Here is a 12515-nt window from a genome sequence, read left to right as displayed (position 1 = left end):
GAACGACTCCGTCCGTGCCGCCCCCGCCGGCCCGCGGAACCGTTCGCCGTCCCGCAGCGTTCGGCCGACGGGCACCGCCGACGCGGCGGAGCGCCGCGCGCGGACGGACGGAGCACGGCCGTCCGCACGGACGACAGCGATGCAGGGGGCAGCCGGTGGAACGTGCGGAGATCACCGAGGAGACGGTGGCGCTGGCCCGGGAGGCCGCGCGGACCGATCCGGCCACCAGCCTGCCCGAGCTGGCCGTGACCCTCCAGCGCTTCTCCTTCCGTGCGCGTGACCGCACCCTCGCGGAACGCACGGCGCTCGTGGCGGAGGCCGCCGACATCTACCGCCGGCTGCTGGACGGCGGCGCCGAGGCTCACCGGCTCTCCGCGGCCTACGCGCTCGGCTCCCTGGCCCAGAGGTACTCGCTGGCCCACGCCGACGACCGCGCGCTCGCCACCCGCCGCGAGGCCGCCGAACTCGCACGGCACCTGCCGTCCGAGCCCCTCCGGGCGGGCGAGGTCGTCGGCCCGGGCAACGGCTTCAAGGCGTCGCTGGCGTTCGCCCTCGCGGAGGCCGGAGAGCTCGACGAGGCGGTGGTCCTCCTCCGGGACGTGACCGACGCCTATCGCGCCGCGGCTCCCGAGGGCGAGTTCTGGGTGGTGTGGGGCATGATCGAGCTCGTTGCGATGCTCGGTCCGGCCGGTCGCACCGGCGAGAGCCTGGATGTCGAGCGCGAGGGAGTCGACCGGATGCGCCAAGACCCCCGGCGGCTGCCGCACAGCCCCGGTGTGGCGCTGCGGGAGGCCGGTGCCGCACTCTGGTTCGCGGCTGCGGGCCGGTCCGAGGAGGCCCACCGGTTCCTCGGCGACGCGCTGAAGTCCAGCGAGCAGCTGCCGCCGGAGGGATCGATCGCCGACTTCGGCTTCCTGGAGAGCTTCCGGGCATCGCTGTTCGCCCGTTCCGGCGTGCGGGACGAGCCGGCCGTGTCCGGTGAGCCCGTTCCCGGGCCTGTGCCCGCGCCCGCCCTGCGACCGGTCCTGGGGGTGTCCTTCCACCACTGGTCCTTCAGCCTCCGGGAGTCCTTCAGGGCCGGACTGGGCGACCTGGACCGGGCCGTCGAGGCCGCCACCGCCGAACCGGAGGGCACCGGCTCGCCGACGTGGCCCACCGACCCGGCCCGACTCGCGGAACTGGGCACCCTGCTCCGGCGCCGCAACGTCCGCCGGGCGGTCCTGCGGGACGAGCACCCGTACTCCTACCACGAGGTGACGCTCCCGAACCTGCAGCGCAGCGTCGACCTCGAACGCCGCCTCCACGAGGCGGACCCCGCCACCACCGACCGCCTCGTCCGGGCACTCACCGACCTGGCGATGGCACAGCTGGTCGTCGGCGCCAACACCGCCGCCACCGGTACTCTGCGGGAGGCCCACGCGCTCGCGACGGCGAGCGGCTGACCGGGTTCCGGCTCCTCGCGGCCGCGGCGGTCGGCCGCTGCCCTGCGACGACCGGTCGCCGTGGGGGACCGGTGGCCCCGGTGGTCGGCGAGGTCGTCAGGTACGGCTCGCCGTGCAGTGCATGGCCGCGGTCCGGGCGGGCATGAATGACGGGTCCGCGCCAACTCCACTCGGAAGGCAGTCACGTGAAGCGCAAGACCTGGTCCCTGGTCACCGCCCTGGCCACCGTGCCGCTGGCCCTGTCCAGCACCGCCGCCGTCGCCCAGCCGGCCACCACCGGCGCGACGGCGGCCGCCGCCTGCACCTACACGCCGGCGGTTCCGGCCGACAACTTCAAGGGCATCCCCGTCTTCGACGCGAAGAAGGCCGCGAAGCCCTACAGCGCGACGCTGCGGACCAGCCAGGGCGCCATCACCTTCAAGGCGCTGACCGACAAGGCCCCGTGCACCACCTTCTCCTTCCGGTTCCTCGCCGAGCACGACTACTTCGACCGCAGCCACTGCCACCGGCTCACCACGCAGCGGATCTTCGTGCTGCAGTGCGGCGACCCGACCGGCACCGGCAGCGGCGGCCCCGGCTACTCGTTCCCCGACGAGAACCTGGAGGGCGCCACCTACCCCGCCGGAACGGTCGCCATGGCCAACGCGGGCCCGAGCACCAACGGCAGCCAGTTCTTCTTCGTCTGGAAGGACACCAAGCTCTCGCCCGCCTACACACCGTTCGGCCAGGTCACGGCCGGGCTCGACGTCCTGCAGAAGATCGCCGCGGGCGGTGAGGACGACCAGAACAACCCCGGCGACGGATTCCCGAACCTGCCCGTGAACATCCGGCACGTCGCCCTCGGCAAGCGCTGACCGTCCGGCCGCCCCGCCGCTGACGCGGGGTGATCGCAGCACCCGTCGCCACCGCCTGCGGCGGCCCGTCCGGATCCGCACCGGACGGACCGCCGCAGGCCGGGGCCGCAACGGAGCTGACGGACCGTCGCCGACCGGTGTCGCCCGAGTCACGGAACCACAACCCGCAGGTCTACCGCCGAGTACCCCGATACCTTCTGGCCCTCACCACCCGTTCTCCCAGAGGACCACCATGCGCCCCGCCCCCCTCGCCGTGGCCGCCGCCTGCGGACCCCCGGACGCCGACCCCGTCCAGCAGTCCACCGCCGCCGCTCCCGCACAGCACCCCGCCGAAGCCTCCGCCGCCGCTGCAGCCACCCCGACCGGTGCAGCCGCCACCGCCGACCGTGCGGCCACGCCGACCCCGTCCGGCAGCGGCGAGAAGCCGAAGGACGTGGAGATCACCAGTTGCTCGGTGGATCCGACGCTGCACCGGCCGTCCGCCGAGCTCTCCGTCACCAACCACGACACGAGGGCGTCCACCTACCTGGTGCGGGTCGAGTTCGTCGACGCCACCGGAACCCGCATCGGCGAAGGCACGGTGACCGCCAGCGGCCTCGCGCCCGACCGGCCGACCGTCCTCAAGGCGCAGGGCACCACGACCGCCACCGGCAGGACCTCGTGCCGGCTGGTCGAGGTCACCCACTACGCCACGCCCTGAGGCCCGGCGGCCGAGGCCCCGCCGCCCGCCGGGCGGGGGAGTGGCCGAGGGGCCCTGCGGGCGCGTCCGACCGCTGTCGGCCCGGTGTCGGCCCGTGTCTGCCCGTGTCGGCCCGGTGATGCCCGGGGCCGGCCGGGACCGGTCGGCGGTTCACAAGACCGGCCGAGGCGATTAGAGTCCGAGTCAAGATCGACGGAAGGGGCCGGCCGTGAGCAACGCGATCCCGCCGGGACGACGATCGGGCCGTCCGGCCGGGGCCCAGGGGGAGCCGGAGAGGTTGACCGACCGGCAGCGGGCCATCCTCGACTACGTCGCCACCACCGCGGCCCGGCGGGGATACCCGCCGAGCATGCGGGAGATAGGCCAGGCCGTGGGGCTCAGCTCCACCTCCTCGGTCGCGCACCAACTCGGTGCGCTGGAGCGCAAGGGCCTGCTCCAGCGCGACCCGCACATCCCCCGGGCCTACCGGGTCCGCCGCAAGGACGGCTACGAACCCCCGCCCGCCCGGGAGGCCGGGCACGGCCTCGTCGACGTCCCCGTCGTCGGCCGCATCGCCGCAGGCCGGCCGATCCTCGCCGAACAGGACGCCGAGGACGTCTTCATGCTCCCGCGCCGCCTCACCGGCACCGGGGACGTGTTCATGCTCCGCGTCGTCGGCCGGAGCATGACCGGCGCCGCGATCTGCGACGGGGACTGGGCCGTCGTGCGCAGCCAGCCCACCGCCCAGTCCGGTGAGATCGTCGCCGCCATGATCGACGGCGAAGCCACCGTCAAGCGGCTGCGCCGCGACGGCGACCGCACCTGGCTGATGCCCCACACCCCCGACTACGAGCCGATCCCCGCCGACTCCGCCACGATCCTCGGCAAGGTCGTCGCCGTCCTGCGCAGACTCTGACCCGCCGCCCGCCGCCCGCCGCCCGCCGCCCTCCGCCGGGCGTCGCTGCGCCGAGCCGGGGTGCCGTCGCCCTGTCGTGGAGCGTTCTATGGAGCGTCGCGGCTCGCCGGCTCAGGAGTAGTCCGCGGTGTTCCGCACCTCGCCGAACCGGGGGAAGATCCTCCCCACGGTGAAGTCGTGCTCGTCGGCGGCGAAGCCGGACATCGCGTCGGCGACGAACTCCAGCTCGTAACCGTGGTCGCTCGCGGCCCGCGCCGTGGACTCGACCCCCATGGTGGTGACCAGCCCGGCGAGCACCAGCGTGCCCACGCCCAGCTCGCGCAACCGCTCGTGCAGGTCGGTGCCGTGGAAGGCGCCGACGGTGCGCTTGACGACCACCACGTCGCCGGGCCGGACGAGGCCGTCGGCGAAGTCGCTGCCCGGCGGCTGCTCGGCCGTGTCCGGCCGCTCCACGCGAACCTGCACCACCGGACGGCCGCTCTCCCGGAACACCTCGGCCAGCCGACGGCAGCGCGTCAGGACCTCGTCGCCGGAGTGCGGGGCGAGGGGCAGGGCGATGATGCGGGGCATCAGGTCGACGAGGATCAGCGCAGCGGTCACGGAGATGATCGTAGGCCAGGACCGGTGGCCTGCCGCCCGCGGCCCAACAGGCAAGCGCACCGGGCCGATTCGCCTAGACCGCGAATATCCCCAGCCGCAGCAGCGCGAGGACGGAGCCGTCCACCACCGCCACCAGCGCGAGGACGGCCGACACCCCGCGCAGCACGGACACCTCGAAGCACCGCTCGACCAGCCCGAAGGCCTGCACGGCGAGCATCGGCGACGCGAACAGCACGACGAAGAACGCGCCGGAGAGCACCAGCGCCACAGGATTCATGTCAGGCTCCTCCTCCCCGCTCCCGAGGGAGCCGCACCATCCTGGCACCTCATTTGAACGCGTTCAACACTGAGGCCGGGGCGCCCCGGAGCCGGAGCCGTTCGTACCCGTGCCGAGGACGTCCGGCCGCCGGCCCGTACCTCGACGGTCGGCGTGTCAGTGCGGTGTGGGAGGTTCTCACCCGTGACGAGTGAGAGCACTGACAGCGTTTTCGCAGGCCTGGACGCCATCGACTGGACGTCCCTGGAACATGCCTACGGTCCGGCGGGTGACGTTCCGGACCAGCTCCGGGCCCTGTGCGGCGAGGACGCCGACGGGCGTGAGCAGGCCCTGGACGACCTGTACGGCAACATCTTCCACCAGGGCAGCCGGTACCAGGCCTCGGCCTCCGCGGTGCCCTTCCTGGCCCGGATGGCCACGGCCCCGGCGTTGCCCGGCCGTGCCTCGGCCGTGGAACTGCTCGCCGCGCTGGCGATCGGCTTCGACGAGGCGCACCTGCCCGGCGGGGTCGCCGTCGAGGAGTGGCGGCGCGACATGGCGGACCTCCGGGCGAAGGACCCGGCCGAGATGCTCGCCGAGTACGACGCCTGGGTCGCCCGGGCCACCGACGAGGGGGAGCGCCGGGCCCGCGAGTTCCAGCGCCGCATGTTCGACTTCGACCGCCACCTCGCCTCGGGCGAGGCGGAACTGGCCGCCTACGACGCCGTCAGGCGGGAGGTTCCGGCGCTGGCCGCACTGCTGGCCGACCCCGAGCCCGCCGTCCGGGCCGAGACCTGCCGCCTGCTCGCCTGGTTCCCGGAGGAGGCCGCGGCGGCCCTGCCGCTGCTGCTGGACCTGGCCGACCGCGAGACCGTCCCGGCGGTCGCCGCCAGCGCGCTGATCGCGGCCGGACTGCTCGGTGACGAGGCCCTCGTGGAACGGCTCCGGTCGTTCCTGACCGCCGACGCGGCACCGGTCCGCCGGGGCGCCGCGATCGCCCTCGCCCGACTCGGCAGCACCGGGGCCGAGTCCGCCGTCGATGCCGCGGTGCTCGCCGAACTGGCCGCCGTCGAGGCCGACGACTCCGACTCGGAGGAGGAGTCGGAGTCGGACGGGCCGACCGTCCCGTTCCACGACGGCGACCTGCGCGGGTACGCCGCCCTGGCCCTCACCCAGGTCGCCGACCGCTACCCGGCCGAAGCCCTCGCCGCCGTGACCACCGGCCTCGCCTCGGCCTCCGGACCGGCCGCCTTCCCCGTCACCGCCGCAGCCCTCTCCCTGGCCTTCGGCAACCGCCCGCCCACCGCCCTGCCGCCCTTCGCCGACCTGGACGAAGGCCAGCAGCGCCTGGTCACCACCCTCGCCTCGATGGGCGACGACACCTGGTGCTGGGGCAACTTCCGGGAGATCCTGCGCGGCTGGCAGATCCCCGCCGACCAGGCGGAACTCCGCACCTACGCAGGCCTCCCCACCACCTGAGGCCCCACCCCAGCCCCCCGGCTCGGGCCCCGGGCCGGGGTGAGCGCGTTCGGACACCGGCGTCTTCCCATCGGTGTCCTCCGGATCTTTGGACGGAGATGGTTCGGGGCATGTCGTCGGTGGACGCTCTGGCGGAGCTGGTGGGGTGGCGTGGCGGAAGGTCCTCGTCGTGCGACTGGGCGGCGGTGGAGGGCGAGATCGGGCTCGGGCTGCCCGGGTCCTTCAAGGAGATGGTGGAGGTGTTCGGGGCGGGGGAGTTCAGCCAGTACCTCTTCGTTCCCGGCGCGGGCGGAGCCGACTCCCCCGCACGCCTGACGGCCGCGTGGGCAGCACCCGCCGTGCACGGCTCGGGAATCCTCGATCCGTACGTCGCGCGACCGGCCCCGGGCGGGCTCGTGCCGTGGGGGCAGAGCTGTCAGGGCGACGTCTTCTTCTGGCTCCCCTGCTCGGCCGACCCCGAGGTGTGGCCCGTCCTCGCCCTGGAGGAGGACTCGGTGGCGTGGCACCGGTTCGACATGAGGGTGCCCGAGTTCGTCCTCCAGGTCGTCTCGCCCGGAGGCCAGGCCGCCCCCTTCGCGGTGGGGGACCTCGTTCCGCCGTCGTTCACCCCGCTCGACTGAGGACCCTCGTACGCACTGCCCGTAGGCGCGGGCCTCGACCAGCCGCCGAGCCTTGCCGGTCAGCAGTCCGCGGGTGAACGGCTCAGCACCCGCGCCAGTACGAGGGGCGCATCACGCGGGCTTCCGAGGGTCCCCGAGGCGCCCCCCTACGCGTGGTGGGAACCGGACGAACCCGGTCCCTCGCCGCCGACCGTGCCGTCGGGCCACGACGCGATCGAGACGGAGCCGTACGGTGCGCCCCCGCTGCGACCGCTCGCCTACTTGAGCAGCCGGAAGCCCGGCTGTGCGGCCCACGCACGCAGGAACTCCGCCGTGCCGAAGACGGTCGGCAGCGGGCCGTCCGTCATCGCGAGCACACCCGGAAGGCCGGCCACGAGGTCCACCTGGTCGTCGAGCAGTTCGGCGCCGGCGACGCCTCCGACCACGTCCATGGCGGCAGCCGTCAGCAGGGCCGTCGCGAGGTGGTCGACCGGTCGGTTGCACCCGGCGACGACGTCCACCGCCCATACCGGGCTGAAGCCGATGAGGGGCACCGGGTCGGGTTCGTCCGCGTGCTCCGCCTCGAAGACGGCCTCGTCGCCGATGCCCGGCCCCATGACGTGGACCAGGAACGGCCGGCGCCCGTCGACCGCGGGGGAGTGCTCGACACCGAGCCGGTCGGCGAAGACGTTGAAGTCGTAGCCGCCGGGGCGCTTCTCCTCGAACCAGGACGACGATCCGGCGAGGAAGTCCCGGAGCCGCTCGACGACCGAGGCGGGCAGCGGCTCCGCCAACTCGATCACCAACGCAGGGCCACCCATAAGTGCGAGCCCAGCCGACCGATCGACACACCCCCACCTCATTGGCCGACGTGACGCTCCGACGCGGAGCCGGACGGAGCCCCGTGCTCGCTTTTACACCGGGGCACTGACACTCCGGACGGCCAGGAGCCCGAACTTCGTCGAACGCATGGCCGATCCGGAGTCGGGCAGCCGTCTACCCGGCGCCCACGACCCGCCGCCGGACGCCGCACACACAACCCTGACCTGCACAGACGATCGACCGACGAGCCCTCCGCCCGGCAGCCGCGCACCCCTGCGGCCGAGGCGAGCACAACCTCCCGCTCGCGCCCCGGGGCGCCGCACGTTCACCACCGGCGACCCCCGCACCACCTGTACGGCCACCCGCCGCGATGACACCGTGGTCACCCCGGGTGCTCGGCGCCCGGCCCCGGCGAGCCCGGCGGACGGGCCGGCACTGCACGGTGTCCGACCGTCACGGCAGCTGCGCCCGCGCCCGCCGCGAACGCCGCCGGAACCCCGGAACGCCCGGAACCCCGGAACGCCCGGAACCCCCGTCACCACCGTGCAAGAAGCAGGAGTCATCGTCGATGCCAGCCACCATGCGGCTGCTCCACACCTCGGACTGGCACTTGGGCCGGACCTTCCACCGTGAATCGCTCATCGACCACCAGCGGGTCTTCCTCGACCACCTGGTCGCGACCGTGCGGGCGCACCGGGTGGACGCGGTCCTCGTCGCGGGCGACGTCTACGACCGCGCCATCCCCGGCCTGGAGGCAGTGGCCCTCTACGACCACGCGCTGAACCGTCTCGCGGACCTCGGCGTGCCCGTCGTGATGATCAGCGGGAACCACGACTCGCCCGGCCGCCTCGGCGTGGCCTCCCGGCTGATCGAGCGCGCCGGCATCCACCTGCGCACCGCCCCGGCCACCTGCCACATCCCCGCCGTGCTCGACGACGAGCACGGCCCCGTCGCGTTCTACGGCCTGCCGTACCTCGAACCGGCCATGACCCGCGACACGCTCGGCGCCCCTGCCGCCACCCACGAGGCGGTGCTCGGCGCGGCGATGGACCGGGTCCGGGCCGACCTCGCCACCCGCCCCGCGGGCACCCGTTCCGTCGTCCTCGCCCACGCCTTCGTCACCGGCGCGGCCGAGAGCCGCGACAGCGAACGGGACATCACGGCCGGCGGCATCCCGACGGTGCCCGCGTCCGTCTTCCACGGCGTCGACTACGTGGCCCTCGGCCACCTCCACCGCGCGCAGCGGATCACCGACCGCATCCGCTACAGCGGCTCCCCGCTCGCCTACTCCTTCGGCGAGGCCCGCCACCCCAAGACCATGTGGCTGGTCGAACTCCACCCCGACGCCGTCCCCACCGCCGAGGCCCTGCCCTGGCCCGTGCCCCGTCCGCTCGCGCAGCTCACCGGGCGCCTGGAGGACCTGCTCGCCGACCCGGCGCACGAGGCCGTGAGCGAGGCCTGGCTGCACGTCACCCTGACCGACGCGCAGCACCCGGTCAACGCGATGGACCGGCTGCGCAGCCGCTTCCCGCACGCCGTCCACCTCGCGTTCGAGCCCGAGGGCGGCACTGACGCCGTCGCCTCCTCCTACGGCGAGCGCACCCGCCACCGCACCGACACCGAGATCGCCCACGAGTTCGTCAGCCACGTCAGGGGCGGCCGGGACGCCGACCCGGCCGAGGCGGCACTGCTGCAGCGCGCCGTCGAGGAAGCCCGTGTCGACGAGGCCGCGAAGGAAACCGCCTGATGCGTCTGCACCACCTCTCCCTGCAGGCCTTCGGGCCGTTCCGGACCGCCGAGGAGGTCGACTTCGACAGGCTCGCGGAGAGCGGCCTGTTCCTCTTCCACGGCGCCACCGGAGCCGGCAAGTCCACCGTCTTCGAGGCGGTCTGCTTCGCCCTCTACGGCAGCGTCCCCGGCACCCGCCACCCGCTGTCGCTGCGCAGCCACCACGCCGATCCCGGCACCGCCACCAAGGTCGAGCTGGAGTTCACCATGGCGGGGCGCCGGCTGCGGATCGTCCGCACCCCCCAGCAGGAGAAGGACGGCCGCGCCACCCCCGTGGCGGCCACCGCGCACCTCTGGCAGCGGCACACCGATGCGTCCTCCGGAGCGGAGGAGTGGCGGCCGGTCTCCTCCGGACACCAGGAGACGAACGGCGAGATCACCGCCCTGCTCGGAATGAGCCGCGAACAGTTCTGCCAGGTGGTGCTGCTTCCCCAGGGCGAGTTCGCCAGGTTCCTGCGGTCCGACGCCAAGGAGCGGGGCGCCGTCCTGAGCCGCCTCTTCGGCACCCACCGCTTCACCGCCGTCCAGCGCTGGCTCGCCGACCACGCCAGGGAGACCGGCCGGCTCCGCGACGAGGCCCGGGACGCGGTGTGGCGCGAAGCGGACCGGATCCAGCACGCCGCCGCCACCGCCGGCATCACCACCACCGCGCCCACCCCCTCCGCCGACACCCCGGAGCTCACCCCCGCGCAGACGCTCCACTGGGCCCGCGAGCTGCACGCCGCCGCCGACGCCACGTACCGGGACGCACAGACCGCACTGGCGACGGCCCGCGCCGAACACTCCGCCGCGACCAGGCACGCGGAGGCCACCCGTGCCCTGGCCGAGCGCCAGCACCGCCACCGCGTCGCGACCACGGCCCTCGCGGACCTGCGCGCCCGGGCCGACCACTTCGAGGAACTGGCCGGGACGGTCGACCTGGCCGCCCGCGCCGAGCCCGTGCGGGCCCTGCTGAACGCCGCCGACGCCGCCGACCGCGAACACACCACGGCGGCCGAGGCGGCGGACCGGGCCCGGCAGGACCTGCCCGAACCGCACACCCGGGACGGCGACGCGGATCTGGCCACCGCCGAGAACCGGCTGACGAACGACATCGGACAGCTGGAGGCGCTGCGCCCCGAGGAGCAGCGCGCCGCCGACCTGGCCGCCGAACTCGCCCGACTGGACGCGGAACTGGAGCAGGCCGAGGCCGACCAAGCGGACGTCGCGGAGTGGCTTCAGCAGGCGGACGCGCGGCGCGCCGAGCACACCGCCCGGCTGGAGGCGGCCCAGCGGGCCCACGCCGAGGCCACCCGGCTCGGCGCCACGCTGCCGCAGCTCACCCAGCGACTGGAGGCCGCCCGGCAGCGCGACGCGCTGGCCGACACGACTGCCGAGGCCCGCGCCGAGGCCGAGGCGCTGAAGAAGGCCGCCCACACCGCGCGCGAGCGGGCGGTCGACCTGCTCTCCCGCCGTCTGGAGGGCATGGCCGGTGAACTCGCCGGACAGCTGGAGCCCGGCCGCCCCTGTCCCGTCTGCGGCTCCCCGGCCCACCCCGCGCCGGCGACCGCCGCGGCGGGACACCCGACCCGGGAGGAGGCCGCGCAGGCCGACGAGGAGTTCGAGGCCGCCCGCCGGGCCGCGCAGGCGGCCGAACTGGCCGTCAGCACGTACGAGGCGCAGGCCCGTTCCGCCGAAGAGGTGGCGGGCGGTGCCGCGACCGCCGACCTCGCCCGGGCCCTCGACGACGCCGAGCGCACCCACACCGACCTGCTGCACGCGGCCGCCGAGGCCGCCCCTGCTGAGGAGCAGCTGCGGCAGTTCGACGGGACGCGCGCCGAGCGCACCGACGAACTCGTGACGATCGGCCGGCGCATCGCCGACTACCGCGGACGACGGGAGGCCCGCAGCAGTGACGCCGAAAGCCTCGGCCGACGGCTGGCGGACGCCCTGGCCGGGCACCCGACGGTGACCGACCGCATCGAGCAGCTGGCCGGGCAGCGGGCGACCGTCACCGCCGCCCGCACCGCGGTCGGGCGCGCCGACACCGCGGCGGCCACCCTGGCCCGGGCCCGCCGCCACGCCGAGGAGCAGGCCACCGATGCCGGCTTCGCGTCCCTCCTCCAGGCGCGGGAGGCACTCCTGCCGCGCGAACGGGTCCTCGCCCTGACGGCCGAACGCGACGCCTGGCAGACCGAACAGACGACCCAGCGGGCCACCGTGGACGACCCGGCCGTCGCGGCGGCGGCCCGGCAGGAGGCCGCGGACGCACCGGCCGCCGACACCGCCCTCGCCGAGGCCACCGAACGGCTGACCACCGCCACCACCACCGAGAGCACCACCCGGAGGTGCTGCGAGGCGCTGGCCGGACACCTCGACGCCCTCACCGCGCACACCACCCGGCTCGGACCACTGGCCGAGGAGCACGCGCGCGCCCGGCACCTCGCCGAGCTCGCCGCCGGCACCTCCACCGACAACCAGCTGCGCATGCACCTGGAGGCCTACGTCCTCGCCGCGCGGCTGGAGGACGTCGCCCGCGCAGCCAACACCCGCCTGAAGCGGATGTCCTCGGGCCGCTACCTGCTCTCGCACACCGACGCCCGGACGGGCCGCGGCCGCTCCGGACTCTCCCTGGAGATCCTGGACCAGTGGACCGGCCGGACGCGCGACACCAAGACCCTCTCCGGCGGCGAGTCCTTCTTCGCCTCGCTGTCCCTGGCCCTCGGCCTCGCCGACGTGGTCGCCCACGAGGCCGGCGGCAGCCGCCTCGACACCCTCTTCATCGACGAGGGATTCGGCAGCCTGGACGAGGTCACCCTCGACGAGGTGCTCCAGGTCCTGGACGAACTGCGCTCGCACAGCCGGGCCGTCGGCGTGGTCAGCCACGTCGGGGACCTGCGCCGGCGCATCCCCACCCAGATGCACGTGCGCAAGAGCGAGAACGGCTCGACCATCCGGGCCCTGGACCACGCACCCGCCCACTGACGCGCGGCGGTTTCCGGAAATTTCTCCGCGGGAGGTGTAGAGATCCGGTCGGCGGCTCCGTTCACGGGGTGCGTGCGCCACACTGGCCGCGCCGGAGATCATGATCGAGGAGTTCA

11 protein-coding genes are annotated in these 12515 nt (G+C 74.5%); 8 read left to right on the top strand and 3 right to left on the bottom strand.

Annotated features, from left to right (window positions below; all coding sequences use genetic code 11):
* Window positions 1–155 precede the first annotated feature (155 nt).
* From IE98_RS0122450 to lexA, 4 genes are all read left to right on the top strand, one after another.
* The gene (locus tag IE98_RS0122450) at window positions 156–1442 is read left to right on the top strand and encodes a hypothetical protein (RefSeq protein ID WP_030271623.1); all 1287 of its coding nucleotides are present in this window, start codon (window positions 156–158) and stop codon (window positions 1440–1442) included.
* Window positions 1443–1627: 185 nt separating this feature from the next.
* Window positions 1628–2296, top strand: a complete 669-nt coding sequence (locus IE98_RS0122445) for a peptidylprolyl isomerase (RefSeq protein ID WP_030271622.1) — start codon at window positions 1628–1630, stop codon at window positions 2294–2296.
* A 232-nt stretch (window positions 2297–2528) separates the two neighbouring features.
* Window positions 2529–2996 carry a hypothetical protein gene (locus IE98_RS0122440; protein ID WP_030271621.1) on the top strand — a complete coding sequence of 156 codons (468 nt, stop codon included), beginning with the start codon at window positions 2529–2531 and terminating at the stop codon, window positions 2994–2996.
* Window positions 2997–3204: 208 nt separating this feature from the next.
* Window positions 3205–3891 carry a transcriptional repressor LexA gene (gene lexA, locus IE98_RS0122435; RefSeq protein WP_030271620.1) on the top strand — a complete coding sequence of 229 codons (687 nt, stop codon included), beginning with the start codon at window positions 3205–3207 and terminating at the stop codon, window positions 3889–3891.
* A gap of 111 nt (window positions 3892–4002) precedes the next feature.
* Here lexA and IE98_RS0122430 read toward each other — a convergent pair whose 3' ends face one another.
* The gene (locus IE98_RS0122430; protein ID WP_030271619.1) at window positions 4003–4491 is read right to left on the bottom strand and encodes an isochorismatase family protein; all 489 of its coding nucleotides are present in this window, start codon (window positions 4489–4491) and stop codon (window positions 4003–4005) included.
* A gap of 73 nt (window positions 4492–4564) precedes the next feature.
* Window positions 4565–4768 carry a hypothetical protein gene (locus IE98_RS0122425; RefSeq protein WP_159401022.1) on the bottom strand — a complete coding sequence of 68 codons (204 nt, stop codon included), beginning with the start codon at window positions 4766–4768 and terminating at the stop codon, window positions 4565–4567.
* A 183-nt stretch (window positions 4769–4951) separates the two neighbouring features.
* On the opposite strand from IE98_RS0122425, the gene IE98_RS42875 reads away from it, so the two are divergent.
* The gene (locus IE98_RS42875; RefSeq protein WP_030271616.1) at window positions 4952–6226 is read left to right on the top strand and encodes a hypothetical protein; all 1275 of its coding nucleotides are present in this window, start codon (window positions 4952–4954) and stop codon (window positions 6224–6226) included.
* Window positions 6227–6336: 110 nt separating this feature from the next.
* Window positions 6337–6846: a hypothetical protein gene (locus IE98_RS49315; RefSeq protein ID WP_052390823.1), complete on the top strand. Its 510-nt coding sequence runs from the start codon at window positions 6337–6339 to the stop codon at window positions 6844–6846.
* A 257-nt stretch (window positions 6847–7103) separates the two neighbouring features.
* Here IE98_RS49315 and IE98_RS0122410 read toward each other — a convergent pair whose 3' ends face one another.
* A complete protein-coding gene (locus IE98_RS0122410; protein ID WP_159401021.1) occupies window positions 7104–7646 on the bottom strand; it encodes a DUF6368 family protein in 543 nt (180 codons plus the stop codon).
* A 581-nt stretch (window positions 7647–8227) separates the two neighbouring features.
* On the opposite strand from IE98_RS0122410, the gene IE98_RS0122405 reads away from it, so the two are divergent.
* Window positions 8228–9394 (top strand): exonuclease SbcCD subunit D, encoded by a 1167-nt coding sequence (locus IE98_RS0122405; protein WP_030271609.1) that lies wholly within the window; start codon window positions 8228–8230, stop codon window positions 9392–9394.
* Complete coding sequence (locus IE98_RS0122400; RefSeq protein ID WP_030271607.1) at window positions 9394–12399, top strand: AAA family ATPase; 3006 nt, start codon at window positions 9394–9396, stop codon at window positions 12397–12399. The genes IE98_RS0122405 and IE98_RS0122400 overlap by 1 nt, the downstream gene beginning before the upstream one ends.
* Window positions 12400–12515: the final 116 nt, after the last annotated feature.

This window comes from Streptomyces sp. NRRL B-24484 (assembly GCF_000717715.1).
Lineage (GTDB): Bacteria > Actinomycetota > Actinomycetes > Streptomycetales > Streptomycetaceae > Kitasatospora.
This window is presented reverse-complemented; position numbering and strand designations above follow the sequence as displayed.